Here is a 16457-nt window from a genome sequence, read left to right as displayed (position 1 = left end):
CTCCGGAGCGTTTGGGGCATGAGAGGGCGGGGAGCTATGCAAAAGGGCCCGGCGGAACCGGGCCCTTTCTGTGCTTGTCCTTTGGCGGGGCGCTGGCCCGTCAGATGCGCCCTTTCCAGGGCACCAGCACCCGTTCGGCCAGGCGCATCAGGATGTCGATGCCATAGCCGATGATGCCGATCAGGATGATCCCCATCAGGACGATGTCGGTCAGCTGGAACTTGGACGCCGCGATGATCATCATCCCCGCGCCCTTCTGCGCGGCCACCAGTTCGGCGGCGACCACGGTGCCCCAGCAGACGCCCATGGCGACCCGCGCGCCGGTGAAGATCTCGGGCAGCGAGTTCGGCACGATCACATGCCACAGCACCTGCCGTTTCGAGGCCCCCAGGGAATAGGCCGCATGGACCTTCGAGATGTTCACCCCCGAGACGCCCGCCCGGGCGGCGATGGTCATGACCCAGAGCGCGGCCAGGAACAGCAGGACGATCTTGCCCGTTTCCCAGATGCCGAACCAGATGATCACCAGCGGGATCAGGGCCAGCGGCGGCACCGGGCGCATGAATTCGACGATCGGGTCGAACCAGCCGCGGAACCAGCCCGACAGACCCATGGCATAGCCCAGCGGGATCCCCGCCAGAGAGCCCAGGAAGAAGCCCGCCAGCACCCGCATCAGGGATGAGCCCAGATGCTGCCACAGGGTGAAGTTCTGATAGCCCTCGGTGGCGATCTCGATGAATCGGTGCAGCACATCCTCGGGCGGCGGCATCCAGATCGGTTCCATCTGAAGCCCCTTGGCAGGCTGGAAGTTGAGCGATCCCTTGGGGGTCATCGTCACCTCGCCATTCGCCACCTTCACCGTCTCGCCCGGCGCGATCGGCTGGCCGTCGACGGCCGTCACGGTCAGGTCCTCGCCCTCGTCGTTCGAGGTGGCGCGGATCAGGGTCGAGCGCCAGGCGCCCACCGTGTCGACGTCGTTCTGGGCGAAGCCCTCGCCCTCGGGCGCCTCGGGGTCGGCGGCATCCTCGCCCACCGGGTGGACGCGCACGGTGACCGTGGCGTCATCGGTGGCGCCGCTGGCGTCCTGCGCGGTATAGCTGAAGGCGGTATCGCCGATGAAGGGCCCGGGCACGTGGAAGGGCACCCATTTCGAGCCGGTGAAGGCCCCCCAGATCAGGAAGACCACCAGCACCGAGATGACCGAGGCGGCGCGGTCGGGGCGGATGGCGCTTTCATCACCGAAGGTCACCGTTTTCAGCGAGGTGAAGTCGCGGTTGGGTCGGCCCAGCCAGCGGGCCAGGCGAACGGTGAAATAGCCCAGGGTGAAAAGGACGATATAGGCGCCCAGGACGATCCAACCGGTCATGCTGCGCTCTCCGATCGGCCCATGATTTCCTCTTCCATCTCCCAGATCATCGACAGGATCTCATCCCGGGTTTCCTGGAATCCCTCGCTTTTCTTCACTTCGCGCAGGTCGGCATTCACGCCGCGTTCGGCGAAGGGCAGGCGGTATTCCTTGTGGATGCGCCCCGGGCGCGGCGCCATGACGATCAGCCGTTCGCCCAGCAGAAGCGCCTCTTCGACCGAGTGGGTGATCAGGATGACGGTCTTGCCGGTCTCCTTCCACAGTTTCAGCACCAGGCCCTGCATCTTCTCGCGGGTCAGCGCGTCCAGCGCGCCCAGGGGTTCGTCCATCAGGATCACGTCCGGCTCATTCGCCAGGCAGCGGGCCAGGGCGACGCGCTGCTGCATCCCGCCCGACAGCTCGTAGACGGCCTTTTCCTTGAAATCCTGCAACCCCACGGTTTCCAGCAGGTGATCGGTGATCGCCGCGCGTTCCTTCGCGGGCATCCCCTTCATCCGGGGGCCGAATTCGACGTTCTTGCGCACCGACATCCATTCAAACAGCGCGCCCTTCTGGAAGACCATGCCGCGTTCGGCGGCGGGACCTGCCACGCTGTGGCCGTTCATCCGCACCCGGCCTTCGGTCGGCGCCAGGAAGCCCGCGACGATGTTCAAAAGCGTGGTCTTGCCGCAGCCCGAGGGGCCCAGAACCGAGACCATCTCGCCCGAGTTGATTTCCAGCGACACGTTCTTCAGCGCCTGCACGCTTGACCCGTTCGGCAGGTCGAACCGCATCGACAGATTTTCTATGTGGAGCCCATCCATACCGGCACTGTCCCCTATCCCGTTGTTATGATTATGGGTGTAGTGGGCCGGGCGCGCGATCCGTTGCGCGCGCCCGAGCCCCTTGGGATCACATGCCCTCGACCGCTTCCAGGAAGCTGGTGTCGACATTGTCCTCGTAGCTGTCCAGCGAGCTGGGGATAGAGCCCGCATCCTTGAACACCTGGGCCACGCCCAGCATGAACTCCTGGATGCCGCCGCCCAGCCATTTCTCGGTCAGCTGCTCTTCCACGGTGGGGAATTCGAAGGTGGCCAGGGTCTCGGCGGTGGCGTCAACGTCCATGCCGGCGTCCTTGGCGATGACGGGCAGCATCTCGTCGGTATGCTCGCCCGAGGCCCACATGGCGTTGGCTTCGGCGGTGACGGCCAGGAACTTGGTCAGCACGTCACCGGATTCGGCGGCGAAATCGGCGGTGGTCGAGGTCACGTCGAAGACCAGGATGCCCAGCTCTTCCTTCTCGGGGCCGGTCAGCAGGACGTTGCCGTGTTCCTTCATCCGGCGCAGGGCGCCGCCCCAGCCACAGACCATGTCTAGGGAGCCCTGGGCGAAGGCCGCGGCGCCATCGGCGGGGGCCATGTCGACGATGTCCATCGTGGTGATGTCGACGCCGAAGTGGTCCATCTGCTTGAGGAAGCCGTAGTGGGCGGCGGTGCCGATCGGCACGCCGACCTTCTTGCCTTCCAGCTCCATCGCGCTGTCCTTGTCGATTTCCAGCGCCTCGGCGACGACGCAGTTGTCGTTCTCGGCGTAGGAGACGGCGACGTCGGCGGCGACCAGATTCTGCCCGGCAGAGGCGGCGACGACGAAGGGCGGCACGCCCTGTGACACGGAGATCTGCACATCGCCCGAGGCCATGGCCGCCGACATCGCGGTGCCGGCGTCGAAGGACACCCAGTTGACGGTCATGCCCAGGGCCTCGTCATACATGCCGGTGGCCTTGGCGTACTCAAACGGCATCGGCCATTCGAGGAAGTAGCCCACGGTGATCTCTTCCTGGGCGAAGGCCGCATTGGCCGTCATCAGCGCGCCGAGGACCGCAGCCCCGGACAGAAGTTTGGTTCGTTTCATCTGGTCCATCTCCATGTTGCAGCGATTTCCGGCCTTGTCTGGGCCCCCATCGGGCGGTCGGCCGGTCTATCGGGGAAAGCGTTACGAGCGCGCTTTCCGCTGACAATCTTCGACCTCAACTGGCCTCATTGCAACCGGGCAACTGGCTCTAACCGGCGGTCGTTTTCCGTGCATTTCATTTGCGCATCTCCCCGCTGCACCGCAGCAGACCCGCCCCTTCGGACACAGGATGCCGCCATGAGCCTCGACCAGCCCCAGACCCGTTTCAGTGACGCCGTGCGCGCCGACCGTGCCCATGTCTGGCACCATCTGACCCAGCACAAACCCTTTGAAACAAGCGATCCGGGGCTCTTGGTGAAGGGGCGCGGAATGCGGGTCTGGGATGCCGCGGGGGCCGAGTTCCTGGACGCGGTTTCGGGCGGCGTCTGGACGGTGAACGTGGGCTATGGGCGGCTGTCCATCGCCGAGGCGGTGAAGGACGCCCTGGCCGAGATGAACTTCTTCGCCCAGACCACCGGATCGGTGCCGGGGGCGCGCTTTGCCGAAAAACTGATCGAAAAGATGCCGGGGATGTCCCGGGTCTATTACGGCAGTTCGGGCACCGAGGTGAACGAGAAGGCCTGGAAGATGGTCCGCCAGATCGCCGCCCTGCGCCATGGCGGGCGCAAGTCCAAGATCCTCTATCGCCAGCGCGACTATCACGGCTCGTCCATCACCGCCCTGGCGGCCTGCGGCCAGGGGGAACGGGTGCGCGACTACGGACCCTTCACCCCCGGTTTCGTCGAGGTGCCCCATTGCCTGGCCTATCGCAGCCAGTACCCCGACGTGCAGGACTATGGCCTGGCCGCCGCCGATGCCATCGAAGAGGTGATCCTGCGCGAGGGCCCCGATACCGTGGGCGCCCTGTGCCTGGAACCGATCACGGCGGGCGGCGGGGTCATCGTGCCGCCCGAAACCTACTGGCCCCGGGTGCAGGAGATCTGCGCGAAGTACGATATCCTGCTGCATCTGGACGAGGTGGTCTGCGGGCTGGGCCGCACCGGCGAATGGTTCGGCTATCAGCACTACGGGCTGCGCCCCGACTTCGTGACCATGGCCAAGGGCGTGGCCTCTGGCTATGCCGCCATCGCCTGTCTGGTGACCACCGAAGAGGTCTTTGACGTCTTCAAGGAGGCCCCCGAGGACGAGATGAGCCATTTTCGCGACATCTCGACCTATGCGGGCTGCACCGCTGGCCCGGCGGCGGCGCTGGAGAACATGCGCATCATCGAGGACGAGGATCTGCTGGCTAATACCCGCGCCATGGGCGCGCGGCTGATGGCGAACCTGCGGGATCTGGCCGAGCGGCACCCGGTGATCGGCGAGGTGCGCGGCAAGGGCCTGCTCTGCGGGGTCGAGCTGGTGGCCGACCGCGCCAGCCGCGCGCCCCTGCCCGAGGCGGCGGCGCAGCGGGTGGTGGCCGAGGCCCGGGCGCGCGGGGTGATCATCGGCAAGACCGCCCGCGCCCTGCCGGGGATGAACAACACCCTCTGCCTGGCGCCCGCTTTGATCGCGACCGAGGCCGATATCGACCAGATCACCGGCACTCTGGATGCGGTGCTGGCTGCCGGGGTCGCCTGAGGCTTCCCCGCGCCCGGGGCGATCGCCTAGGCTCGGTCGAAACGAAGGCTGACCATGGCGATCCCCACCGAAACCCTGTTCCTTGACCCCGACAGCGACCGCACCCTGCAACAGCAGATCCAGCAGGTGGTGGCCGACGCCATCCTGACGGGGCGGTTCCAGCCGGGCGAGAAGATGCCCTCGACCCGGGCCTTTGCCAAACATCTGAAGGTGGCGCGGATCACCGTCTCGCTGGCCTATAACGAACTGGTGGCCAACGGCTTTTTGGTGTCGCGCGACCGCTCGGGCTATTTCATCGCCGACACCGCGCCGCGCCGGCCGCAGTTCACCGCGCCGCAGGCCGAGCCCGAGGGCGCGCTGGACTGGCAGGCGGCCATTGCCAACCCGCAGCGCCCGCCCTCGGAACTGGTGCGCCCGCCGGACTGGCGCAGCTATCACTTCCCCTTCATCTATGGCCAAAGCGATCCGCGCCTCTTCGATCACCAGAACTGGCGGCTGTGCGCGATCAACGCCCTGGGGCGCAAGGATTTCGAGGCGCTGACCACCGATTACTACGAACGCGACGACCCGGTGCTGATCGAGTTCCTGCGCCGCCAGCTGCTGCCCCGGCGCGGCATTTCGGCCGGGCCGCAAGAGATCCTGCTGACCATGGGGGCGCAGAATGCGCTGTGGATCGCCACCCAGCTTTTGCTGGGCCCCGACCGGGTGGCGGCAATGGAAAACCCCGGCTACGCGGGCCTGCGCGACCTGCTGCGGCAATCGCGCTGCCGCACGCATTTTGTCGATATCGACGAGGACGGCCTGCCGCCCGAGGACATCCCCCGCGGCATCGACGCGGTCTTCACCACCGCCAGCCACCATTGCCCGACCAATGTCACCATGCCCCAGGCCCGCCGCCGCGACCTGCTGGCACGGGCGCGCGAGGAAAACTTCGTCGTGGTCGAGGATGACTACGAATTCGAGCTGCCCTCCCTGCGCGCCCCCACTCCGGCGCTGAAGGCACAGGACCGGACGGGGCATGTGATCTATATCGGGTCGTTTTCCAAGACGCTCTTTCCCGGGCTGCGCATGGGCTACATGGTGGCGCCGGAACCCTTCATCCGGCAGGCGCGGTCGATGCGGGCCTATATCATGCGCCACCCGCCCGGCCATGTGCAGCGCACCATGGCCTATTTCCTGTCGCTGGGTCATTTCGACGCCCAGCTGGCGCGCATGGGCGATGCCTTCAGCCGCCGCCGCGCGGTGATGGAAAAGGCCATCGAAGAGGCCGGGCTGGACCTGGCGACGCCCGGGCTGACCGGCGGGTCGTCCTTCTGGCTGCGCGCGCCCGCCCATGTCAGCACCACCGACCTGGCCCTGCGGCTGCGCGAGGATTCGGTGGTGATCGAGCCGGGCCAGGCCTTCTTCAAACCCAGCGAGCAGAATCAGCAGTTCTACCGGCTGGCCTATTCCTCGATCGCCAGCAACCGCATCCCGCAGGGGGTCGAACTGATCGGCCGCGCCATCGCCGAGCTGTCGGAGCGCTGAAATTCCAAGCATCAACGGCAAGGGAATCTGCCCGCGCAGGGGGTGTTTCCGGCTGCGCGGCCCAGAAAATGAAAAATCCCTTGATTTCTTCACTGAGCTGAAGTGAAGAATTGGGCGTGTTTTTCATTTCGAGGCCCCCATGACCCGCCCCGACACCCTAGGACAGGACATTCGCGCCCTGCGCACCTCCCGCGGTCTGACGCTGGAAGAGCTGGCGTTCCGCGTTGGCCGTTCCGTCGGTTGGCTCAGCCAGGTGGAACGCGACCTGTCGAACCCCCGCATGTCGGACCTGCGCAAGCTGGCCGATATCTTCGAGGTGCCCCTGTCGCTGCTGTTCGGCGCCGCCAATGCGCCCGAGGCCGAGCGCGGCCGGATCGTGCGCGCAGGCGCCCGGCGCAAGATGGGCGACCCGGAACAGGGGCTGGTCGAAGAGCTGATCTCGCCCGACCTGACCGACAGTTTCGAGGTGATCCATTCCCTCTTTCAGCCGCACAAGACCGGGGATGAGCTGATCCGCCGCCCGACGCAGGAGGTGGCCTATCTGGTCTCGGGCCGTCTGGATATCTGGCTGGACGACGAGGCCTTCACCATCGCCGCAGGCGACAGTTTCCGCATCCGCAAGCAGACCTTCCGCTGGGCCAACCCCTATGACGCGCCCGCCGTGGCGGTCTGGGTCATCTCGCCCCCGGTTTACTGAACGGCCCCCCTTTCTCCCGCATCGAAGGATCGCGCGCCCCATGTCTCTTCCCCCGTCTTCCGCCCGCGTCGTCATCATCGGCGGCGGTGTCATCGGCTGTTCCGTGGCCTATCACCTGACCCAGCTGGGCTGGCGTGACGTGGTGCTGCTGGAACGCAAGCAGCTGACCTCGGGCACCACCTGGCACGCGGCGGGGCTGATCGCGCAGCTGCGCTCGTCGAAGAACATGACCCGGCTGGCGAAATACAGCCAGGAACTTTACGGCGAGCTGGAGGCCGAGACGGGCGTGGCCACCGGGTTCCGCCGCAACGGGTCGATCACCATCGCCCTGACCGAGGCGCGGCGCGAAGAGATCCTGCGCCAGGCCGCCATGGCCCGCGCCTTCGGGGTCGAGGTCGAAGAGATCGGCGCCGCCGAGGTGAAGGCGCTGTATCCCCATGTCGAGGTCGGCGACGTCAAGGCGGGCGTCTGGCTGCCGAAGGACGGGCAGGGGGATCCGGCCAATATCGCCCTGGCCCTGGCCAAGGGCGCCAGGATGCGCGGCGCCCAGGTGCTGGAGCGGGTGAAGGTCACCGGCGTCGCCCGCGCAGGCCGCCGAGTGACCGGCGTGCACTGGACCACCGAAGAGGGCGCCACGGGTAGCACGACCTGTGACCACGTGGTCAACTGCGCCGGCATGTGGGGCCGCGAGGTGGGCCGGATGCTGGGCGTCAACGTGCCCCTGCAAGCCTGCGAGCATTTCTATCTGGTGACCGAGGACATCCCCGGCCTCGACCGGCTGCCCACCCTGCGGGTGCCCGACGAATGCGCCTATTACAAAGAGGACGCGGGCAAGATCCTTCTGGGCGCGTTTGAGCCGGTGGCGAAACCCTGGGGCATGACGGGCATCCCCGACAGCTTCGAATTCGACCAGCTGCCCGAGGATTTCGAGCATTTCGAACCGATCCTTGAGGCCGCGGTGCAGCGGGTGCCGATGCTGGCCGAGGCGGGGATCCACACCTTCTTCAACGGACCCGAAAGCTTTACCCCCGATGACGCCTACCACCTGGGCCAGGCGCCCGAGATGGACAATGTCTGGGTCGCCGCCGGGTTCAACTCCATCGGGATCCAGTCGGCGGGCGGCGCGGGCAAGGCCCTGTCGGAATGGATGGAGGCGGGCGAGAAACCTTTTGACCTGGGCGATGTGGACATCGCGCGGATGCAGCCCTTTCAGGGCAACCGCAGCTATCTGGTCGAGCGCTCGACCGAGACCCTGGGCCTGCTTTACGCCGACCACTTCCCCTTCCGCCAGAAGGCCACGGCGCGGGGTATCCGCCGCTCGCCCCTGCAGGGGCACCTGAAGGCCGAGGGCGCGGTCTTTGGCGAGCTGGCGGGCTGGGAGCGCGCCAACTGGTACGCCCGGCCCGGTCAGGTGGCGGCCTATGACTATTCCTGGCAGCGCCCCGGCTGGTTCGACAATGTCGCCGCCGAGCACCGCGCGGTGCGCCAGGGCGTGGGCCTCTACGACATGAGTTCTTTCGGCAAGATCCGGGTCGAGGGGCCAGAGGCCTGCGCCTTCCTCAACCGCGTGGCGGGGGGGCAGATGGACGTGGCGCCGGGGCGCATCGTCTATACCCAGTTCCTGAACACGCGCGGCGGGATCGAGGCCGATGTGACCGTCACCCGCCTGTCGGAAACCGCCTATCTGGTGGTCACCCCCGCCGCCACCCTGCCCGCCGACATGGCGCATCTGCGCCGCCATCTGGGCGCGGCCCGCGTCACCCTGACCGACATGACCGCCGCCGAGGCCGTCATCGCCGTCATGGGCCCGCAGGCGCGGGCGTTGCTTGGGGCCGTGTCGCCCGACGACTTCTCCAACGCCGCCCATCCCTTCGGCACCGCGCGCGAGATCGAGATCGGGATGGCCCTGGCCCGGGCGCACCGGGTGACCTATGTGGGCGAGCTGGGCTGGGAGATCTATGTCTCCACCGACATGGCCGCCCATGTCTTCGAAGAGCTGCACCGCGCGGGGCTGGAGCAGGACGCCCGGCTGGTCGGGCTGCACGCCATGGACACCCTGCGGATCGAGAAGGGGTTCCGCCACTTCGGCCATGACATCACCTGCGAGGATCATGTGCTGGAGGCGGGCCTTGGCTTTGCGGTGAAGACCGACAAGCCCGATTTCATCGGCCGTGACGCGGTGCTGCGCAAGCGCGAGGCGGGGCTGGCGATGCGGCTGGTGCAGCTGAAGCTGACCGAGCCCGAGCCGCTGCTGTACCATGCCGAGCCGCTGTTGCGCGACGGGCAGGTGGTGTCGCATCTGACCTCGGGCGCCTATGGCCACCACCTGGGCGCGGCCATGGGTGTGGCCTATGTACCCTGCGCCGGGCAGTCGGTCGAAGAGGTGCTGGGCAGCCGCTATGAGGTGGACATTGCGGGTCGTCGCGTGGCGGCAGAGGTCAGCCTGCGGCCCTTCTACGATCCGAAATCCGAGCGGGTGAAGGTCTGAACCGCCTCGGCGCGGGGCCTCAGAAGAACCCGCGCCCGTGGGCCTGCCAATAGGCCTGCCATTCGGCGGCGCCCGCCAGCACGGCGTCATAGGTGGCCCGGCCCACGGCCTCGCCGATCTCGGTATGCAGCCCGGCATAGGCGTTCGCGCCCGGCCGGGCGGCCACGGCCACGCAATCGGTGCCGGTGCCGGTGGCAATCCCGGTGGGCAGCGTCGCGCCATGGTCCATCACGGCGGCGGTGCGGGCCTGGGTGGCGATCGACAGCGCCTCCAGCAGGGCGGTGTCGGCATAGCTGCCGCCGCCCAGGCGGACGGCGATGTTGATCGTGCCCCAGTCGGTGCCGCTGCGGTCCAGCCGGGTGCCGACGCGTTCGGCATTGGACAGGCCCACGGTGGCCACCACCTGGGCCAGCGCCCCGCCCACCTGGACCTGGCGCATGTGATGGGCGCGGATGTCGCGCGAGGTCAGGAAACAGACCGCCTCTGGCCCTTCCAGGGCCGCCACCTCTGCCGCCAGCCAGGCGTGGGCGTCCAGATCCTCGGGCAGGTCGGCATTGCGCACCTCGCGCCACAGGATCTGCTCGGCGGTGACGAAGCCGGGGCGGTAGGGCGCCCAGCTCAGCACCCGGTGCGGGGCGCCCAGATCGAAGCACAGCCAGGGCGGGGAGAGATCAAGGCTCATCGGATCACGCTGAGGGGTTGGAAGACCGGCCCGTCGGGCGTCTGGGCGTGATGGGCGGTGATGTGGAAGGCGCGGGCCAGCAGCTCGGGGGTCAGCACCGCCTCGGGCGGGCCATCGGCCAGCAGACGCCCCTCGGCCAGCAGTAGCAGGCGCGTACAGTGGCGCGCGGCCAGGCCCAGGTCGTGCAGCGACAACAGCACCCCCTGACCGGCGGCGGCCAGATCCGCGAAGACCTCCATGGTCGAGATCTGATGGGCGGGGTCGAGGCCTGCGGTCGGTTCATCTGCCAGCAGCAGCGGCGTTTCCTGGGCCAGGGCGCGGGCGATCAGGGCGCGGGCCTGTTCGCCGCCCGACAGGCGCGTCGCCACCCGCTGTTGCAGCGGCGCCAGGGCCATGCGGTTGATCGCGCCGACGATGGCGGCATGATCGGCAGGCCCGCCGCCGCCATGGGGCAGGCGGCCCAGCGAGACCAGGGTTTCCACCGTCACCGGCCAGGCGATCTCGCGCGCCTGGGGCATCCAGGCCACATGGCGGGCTCGCGCGCCGGGGGCCATCGCGGCGGCAGAGCTGCGACCCTGCGCCTCGATCAGGCCGAGGGCGGCGCGCATCAGCGTGGTCTTGCCCGCGCCATTGGGGCCGATCAGCCCGACAAACTCGCCCGGGCCGATGTCGAAGCTGACATCGCGGAAGATCTCGCGCCCGCGCAGGGTGACGGACAGGTCATCGACGCTCAGAAGGGTCATGCCCGCGCCCTCCGGTTGCGCCAGATCAGGTGCAGGAAGAAGGGCGCGCCGACCAGCGCGGTCAGCACCCCCAGCTTCAGGTCACGATCCGGCAGCAGCAGGCGCACCGCCACGTCGGCGGCCAGCAGCATGGCCGCCCCGCCAAGCGCCGAGGCCCAGAGCAGGGGCCCGGGCCGGTGGCCGGTGAAGGGGCGCAGCAGATGCGGCACCACCAGGCCGATAAAGCCGATGGCGCCCGCAACGGCGGTGCCCGCGCCCACCACGCAGGCGGTGCCGATCACCACCCGCAGGCGCAGCCGGGTCAGGTTGACGCCCATCGAGGCGGCGGCATCCTCGCCCAGGGTCAGCGCGTCCAGCGACCGGCCCAGCCCCGCCATCAGCAGCAGGCCAAGGGCGATGAAGGGCGCGGCCAGGGCCACATGGGTCATCGAGCGGTCGGCCAGCGATCCCATCAGCCAGAAGACGATTTCCGAGGTGGCGAAGGGGTTGGGCGAGAGGTTCAGCACCAGCTGCGTCAGCGCGCCCGAGGTGGCCGAAATGGCGATCCCCGCCAGGATCAGGGTCAGGGTGTCGCCCCGCCGTGTGCCCGCCAGCGCCAGCAGGATCACCACCGCCAGCAGCGCGAAGGCCAGCGCCATCAGCGGCAGCGCCATGGCAAAGGCCGCGGCCAGGCCGGTCTGGATGGCGATCACCGCGCCAAGCGCGGCTGAAGAGGAAATGCCGATCAGCCCCGGCTCGGCCAGGGGGTTGCGCAGATAGCCCTGCAACGCGGCGCCTGACAGGCCCAGCGAGGCGCCGATCATCAGGCCCAGCAACATGCGGGGCAGGCGGATTTCCTGCATCACCAGCACCAGCGGGCCGCCCTCGCCCAGCAGGGCGCGGACAGAGGCGGCCAGGCCTGCCTCGGCGGGTCCCACCATCAGCGTGGCCAGGGCCAGCAGGATCACCAGGGTCACGAGGACCACGAAGAGACGGGTCATTCCAGTCCTTTCCGGAAGGCGGCCAGATCGTCGATCGCCTTCAGAACATAGGGGGTGCCACAGATCCAGTCACTGTCGGTGACCGCGCGCGAAGCGGCGCGGGCGCGCAGGGCCTCGACCACCGGATGGGCCAGCACCTCTTCCGAGCGTGAGGCGCCGGGATAGGGGGTGCCGGTGATGATGGCGTCGGGGTCGGCCATGGCCAGCAGCTCCAGCGGCAGGTGCCCGCCCATGGTGTCGCCCGCGATATTGTCGAAACCGGCGGTGATCAGGATCTCGCCCGCCAGGGTCCGGTCGCCGGTGGTATAGCCGTTGGCATAGTAGATCGCGGCAGAGGGGCGGTGGCCGACCTCGGCGCGCAGGGCGGTCAGGCGGGCCTCGAACCGGGCGATCATCGCGCGGGCCTCGGCCTCGCGGCCCAGGGCGGCGCCGATGGTGCGGATGCGGTCGGGGATGTCGTCCAGGCTATAGGCCGGGGGCACCTCGACCACGCGGGTGCCGAGGCGTTTCAGCATCTCGACACTGGCCCGGGCGGTGAAGGTGCCCGACAGCACCAGGTCGGGTTTCATCAACCAGATCTCTTCGGCGCGGCCATGGTTGGCAGGATAGGCCAGCGCCTCTTCGGCCATGGCGGAACTGCGCGGGTCGCGGGCGATCCAGGAGACAGAGTGCAGCTGGCCGGGGGCGGCCAGCTGCATGGCGATCTGATCGGTGCACAGGTTCATCGACACGACGCGCCGCGGCGCCTCCTTTGCCGCCACGGGCAGGGCCAGGGCGGTCAGCAGGGCAAGGGCGGCGGCGCGTCGCAGCATCAGAAGCGACCGCGCAGGCCGAAGTAGAAGGCCCGGTCCGAGGTGCCGTAGCCCTTGGCGGTCTGGTACTCTTCGTCGAAGAGGTTCTCGACCCGCAGATAGGCGGTGGTGCTGTCGTTCAGGTCATAGCCCAGGGTGGCGTTCACCAGCGTGTAATCGCCCAGCTTGCCGCCGCCATAGGCCTCGGTGTCCTCGGCATGGGTCAGGCTGACCGAAGTGGTCAGGCGGTCGGTCAGATCGGCATCCAGCCCGATGTTCACCTCATGACGCGGCACGCGGACCAGGCGCGCGCCCGAGGCATCCTCGGTGTCGGTGAAGGTGTAGTTCGCCGTCAGCCGCATGGTGCCGCTCAGCTCCCAGCCGGTGGACAGCTCCAGCCCCTGCATGGTGCTGGTGCCCGGCACCTGCCGATAGGCGCCGCCCGCATATTGGATCAGGTCGGTGATCTCGGTGTAGAACAGCGTCGCCTTGACGAAGGCGCTGTCGCCAAAGCGTTTCTCGACGCCCATCTCGTAGCTGGCCGAGGTTTCCGGTTGCAGGTCGGGGTTGCCCGACCAGCCGTCGAACAGCTGATAGAGCGAGGGGGTGCGGAACCCGGTGCCGGCGGCAAAGCGCAGGATCAGGTCTTCGCTCGGGCGCCAGGCGCCGGCCAGCCGCCCGGTGGTCTTGCCGCCGAAGCTGGAATGGTCGTCATGGCGCAGCGAGGCGACCAGGTCGAAACTGTCGTTCGGGGTCCAGTTGCCCTCGACGTAGACGCCGTAGATGTCATGGTCGACGCTGTCCGAGCTGCCGGTGTAGATCTCGCGCGTGGCATCGGCGCCGAAGGCCAGATCGACGGTGGGCGCGATCGGGGCGCGGCCGATATAGGCCAGCGTCTTGCGTTCGCCCATGTAGGGATATTCGAAGGGGCCCCAGCCGTTGGTGCCCTTCACGCCACGGTCGATGACGTAATAGCTGGCCGCGACCTCGTGCTGCACGGCGCCGGTCTCGAAGCGGGCGAAGGCGCGCAGGGCGTATTCGTCGGCATAGCTTTCCTCGTCGGGGGTGCCGTCGACGGGGCCGGATTCGTCATAGTCGCTGAGGCTGGTCTGGAAGAAGCCGGCGGCGCCGATGGTCAGCGTGTCGGTCAGGTCGTATTCGCCCGAGAAGGACAGGCGGGTCGCCTCGTGGCCGTCGGCCTCGGTGTTGCCGTCGTTTTCGTCCGCTGCCGACCAGCCGTCGGTGCGGATATGGGCGATGGTGGCCGCGAACTTGCCGCGCTCGGTCATATAGGCGCTGTTGAAGGCCAGCTTGGCGGTGTTGTAGCTGCCGACCTCAAGGTTGTAGCGGTGATGCAGGCCCGGTTCGGTGGCGGTGTTGGTGGTGATGTTGATCACCCCGGCAATCGCCTCGGAGCCGTAAAGCGCCGATTGCGCGCCCTTCAGCACCTCGATCCGGCAGATGTCGGCGGTGGTCAGCGAGGCGAAGTCGAACTGGATATCGGTGTTCGAGGCGTCGTTGACGTCGATTCCGTCGATATAGACGCCGATATAGGCCCCGCCCGCGCCCCGGATGCGCAGGGTGGTCGTCTTGCCCAGGCCGCCGTTCGAGCTGAAGGTGACGCCCGGCAGGCGGTTCAGATATTCGGCCACCGGGACGCTGCCCGCCGCGCGCAGCTCTTCCTCGGTGACGATCTCGACGGTTGAGCCAGAGCGGTCGACCTCGGTCTCTTCGCGGTTGGCGGTGACGGTGATCGCGTCAAGGTCGAAGACCTCCTGGGCCTGGCCGGGGGTGGCCAGGGCGATCATCAGCGCGGCGGAGGTCAGGGCGGTGGTGCGCGACAGCGCGGCCTGGGTAGGTGTCATGAGATGTCCCTTCGGACCCGGGGCGTGATCCCGGGCGGAGCCTGTGGAGAAGCCTTGGAAGGGAAAGACCCTGCCGCGGCGGTTGCTGAATGCCACCACGACGGAAAGGTCCGTTGCCACGTGCGCGCCCCGCGCCCGGACAGGGTGATCGGCCTCGGCAGGTCTCCTGACTCGCGGGTCACAGCTTCACCGGGTCTTCCCATACCCCTCTTCCGGGGCACAGTGACATGGTCCGGTGTCGCTCTCCGCCTACAGTTGCGGGGGCAGTTGCGGCCTGAGAGGGGGACCCTCTGCACCGCATTCCCTATTCACCGGCCCCCGGAAAGGGCCGGACCGAAGCCCGGTCTTGCTAGAGCAGCGCTGCCCTTTCGGCAAGAGTGCCGCGACAGGCGGGGGACAATATCGGCATTCCGGCCACAGGGGGGGCGTGCCGGGGGCCGGGTGCCGGAGGGGGCGGGCCCTGGGGCAGGGCCCCGCCCGGGGCTTAGCCGTTCAGCATCCGCCGGATCTTGGCCACGGCGCGGTCATAGTCTTCCTGATAGCCGATCGGTTCGAAGAACCGTCCGCGGGCGTCGAACAGCAGGACCGAGGCGGAATGATCCATGGTGTAATCGCCGTCTTCCAGATCGACCTTGCGGGCGTAGATGCGGAAGGCCTTGATCGCCTTGGCCACCTCTTCGGGATCCCCCGCCACGCCCTCGACCCCCGGCACCCAGGAGACATAGTCGCGCAGCTGGTCCAGCTGATCGCGTTCCGGGTCGACGGTGACGAAATAGGTGCGGATCGTCTGGTTGGTGCTGGCCAGCTCTTCCTGCCAGATCGCGATCTCGCCCAGGGTGGTGGGGCAGACCTCGGGGCAATGGGTGAAGCCGAAGAAGACGGCGGTCGGCTCGCCCACCAGGCTGTCTTCGGTGAAGGTCTCGCCGGTGGTGGTGGTCAGCACATAGTCGCCGCGGCCCAGTTCGTCGGCCAGGGTACGGTTCAGCATCGGCTGAAGCAGGCGGAAGGCCGCGAAGAGGATCAGCGCGACCCCGGCCAGGACCCACAGGCCGATGATGGCAGCTTTTTTCGAGGTCATGGGGAGGTTCCTTGTTCTGTCGGTCAGTGGACCCTGCGGCCCCCGCCCGGGCTGCGCGCGGGCGGGGGCAATCGTGGAAAGGGCCGGGTCAGTTCATGCCGTGGGCATGGGCGCCCTTGGCGTTCGGCGCGCCGATCATCAGGCTGACCTCGACCTTGCCCGCCTTCTCGAATTCCAGCGTGATCGGCACCGTCTCGCCTTCGACCAGCGGCTGTTGCAGGTCCATGAACATGATGTGGAAGCCGCCGGGTTTCAGCGTGACGGTCTCGCCCGCCGGGATCGGCAGGCCGTCGGCCAGTTCGCGCATCCGCATCACGTCGCCTTCCATGGCCATCTCGTGCACTTCCATATGCCCGGCCGCGACGCTTTCGGCGCCGATCAGGCGGTCATCCTCGGTGCCCTTATTGGTGATGGTCAGGAAGCCGCCCGCGACCGGGGCATTGGGCAGGGTGGCGCGGGAAAAGGCGCCGGTCAGCTCCAGGTCGCCCGCCATGACGGACATATGGCCCAGGCCCATGGGGCTGCCCGCGCCCATCTGGTCGGCAACCTGCATAAGCGGCGCCGCGGCCTCGGCCCGGGCGGGCTGGGCGATCCGGGCCATGGCCTGACCGCTCAGCGCGGCGGACGGGGTGCGCATGGCATCGGCCCAGGCGGGGGCGCTCAGCGCGGTCAGGGCAAGGGTGGACAGGGTGGCGGCGGAAAGAAGGAATTTGGTCACTGTCATGTCTCC

Annotated in this window: 14 protein-coding genes and 1 riboswitch; of the genes, 4 read left to right on the top strand and 10 right to left on the bottom strand. The window is 68.0% G+C overall.

All coding sequences use genetic code 11. The features are described from left to right. Positions 1 to 100 precede the first annotated feature (100 nt). The 3 genes from ACRARE_RS02240 to ACRARE_RS02230 form a co-directional block, all read right to left on the bottom strand. A complete protein-coding gene (locus ACRARE_RS02240; protein WP_432654779.1) occupies positions 101 to 1366 on the bottom strand; it encodes an ABC transporter permease subunit in 1266 nt (421 codons plus the stop codon). Next, the gene (locus tag ACRARE_RS02235) at positions 1363 to 2169 is read right to left on the bottom strand and encodes an ABC transporter ATP-binding protein (protein ID WP_432654778.1); all 807 of its coding nucleotides are present in this window, start codon (positions 2167 to 2169) and stop codon (positions 1363 to 1365) included. Before ACRARE_RS02235 ends, ACRARE_RS02240 begins: the two co-directional genes overlap by 4 nt. A gap of 88 nt (positions 2170 to 2257) precedes the next feature. Then, complete coding sequence (locus tag ACRARE_RS02230; protein WP_432654777.1) at positions 2258 to 3256, bottom strand: taurine ABC transporter substrate-binding protein; 999 nt, start codon at positions 3254 to 3256, stop codon at positions 2258 to 2260. 237 nt (positions 3257 to 3493) lie between these two features. On the opposite strand from ACRARE_RS02230, the gene ACRARE_RS02225 reads away from it, so the two are divergent. From ACRARE_RS02225 to ACRARE_RS02210, 4 genes are all read left to right on the top strand, one after another. Continuing rightward, the gene (locus ACRARE_RS02225; RefSeq protein ID WP_432654776.1) at positions 3494 to 4876 is read left to right on the top strand and encodes an aminotransferase family protein; all 1383 of its coding nucleotides are present in this window, start codon (positions 3494 to 3496) and stop codon (positions 4874 to 4876) included. Between the two features lie 54 nt (positions 4877 to 4930). After that, positions 4931 to 6403: a MocR-like pyridoxine biosynthesis transcription factor PdxR gene (gene pdxR / locus ACRARE_RS02220; protein WP_432654775.1), complete on the top strand. Its 1473-nt coding sequence runs from the start codon at positions 4931 to 4933 to the stop codon at positions 6401 to 6403. A gap of 139 nt (positions 6404 to 6542) precedes the next feature. Next, a complete protein-coding gene (locus tag ACRARE_RS02215) occupies positions 6543 to 7100 on the top strand; it encodes a helix-turn-helix domain-containing protein (protein WP_432654774.1) in 558 nt (185 codons plus the stop codon). A 40-nt stretch (positions 7101 to 7140) separates the two neighbouring features. Further along, entirely contained in the window at positions 7141 to 9588 is a 2448-nt protein-coding gene (locus ACRARE_RS02210; RefSeq protein WP_432654773.1) for a GcvT family protein, read from the top strand. Positions 9589 to 9607: 19 nt separating this feature from the next. Here ACRARE_RS02210 and ACRARE_RS02205 read toward each other — a convergent pair whose 3' ends face one another. The 7 genes from ACRARE_RS02205 to ACRARE_RS02175 all read right to left on the bottom strand — a co-directional run bounded on the left by ACRARE_RS02205 (position 9608) and on the right by ACRARE_RS02175 (position 16445). Next, on the bottom strand, positions 9608 to 10270 hold the full coding sequence (locus tag ACRARE_RS02205) for an adenosylcobinamide amidohydrolase (RefSeq protein WP_432654772.1): 663 nt from the start codon (positions 10268 to 10270) through the stop codon (positions 9608 to 9610). Next, entirely contained in the window at positions 10267 to 11013 is a 747-nt protein-coding gene (locus ACRARE_RS02200; protein WP_432654771.1) for an ABC transporter ATP-binding protein, read from the bottom strand. The genes ACRARE_RS02205 and ACRARE_RS02200 overlap by 4 nt, the downstream gene beginning before the upstream one ends. Beyond that, complete coding sequence (locus tag ACRARE_RS02195; RefSeq protein WP_432654770.1) at positions 11010 to 11993, bottom strand: FecCD family ABC transporter permease; 984 nt, start codon at positions 11991 to 11993, stop codon at positions 11010 to 11012. Before ACRARE_RS02195 ends, ACRARE_RS02200 begins: the two co-directional genes overlap by 4 nt. Then, positions 11990 to 12805 carry an ABC transporter substrate-binding protein gene (locus ACRARE_RS02190; RefSeq protein WP_432654769.1) on the bottom strand — a complete coding sequence of 272 codons (816 nt, stop codon included), beginning with the start codon at positions 12803 to 12805 and terminating at the stop codon, positions 11990 to 11992. The genes ACRARE_RS02195 and ACRARE_RS02190 overlap by 4 nt, the downstream gene beginning before the upstream one ends. Next, entirely contained in the window at positions 12805 to 14649 is a 1845-nt protein-coding gene (locus ACRARE_RS02185) for a TonB-dependent receptor plug domain-containing protein (protein ID WP_432654768.1), read from the bottom strand. Before ACRARE_RS02185 ends, ACRARE_RS02190 begins: the two co-directional genes overlap by 1 nt. Before the next feature lie 139 nt (positions 14650 to 14788). Next, positions 14789 to 15003: riboswitch (cobalamin riboswitch) on the bottom strand. 130 nt (positions 15004 to 15133) lie between these two features. Beyond that, a complete protein-coding gene (locus tag ACRARE_RS02180; RefSeq protein WP_432654767.1) occupies positions 15134 to 15727 on the bottom strand; it encodes an SCO family protein in 594 nt (197 codons plus the stop codon). A gap of 88 nt (positions 15728 to 15815) precedes the next feature. Beyond that, a complete protein-coding gene (locus ACRARE_RS02175) occupies positions 15816 to 16445 on the bottom strand; it encodes a copper chaperone PCu(A)C (protein ID WP_432654766.1) in 630 nt (209 codons plus the stop codon). Between the last annotated feature and the right edge of the window lie 12 nt (positions 16446 to 16457).

The organism is Pseudooceanicola aquaeponti, assembly GCF_050897975.1.
GTDB lineage: Bacteria > Pseudomonadota > Alphaproteobacteria > Rhodobacterales > Rhodobacteraceae > Pseudooceanicola.
This window is presented reverse-complemented; position numbering and strand designations above follow the sequence as displayed.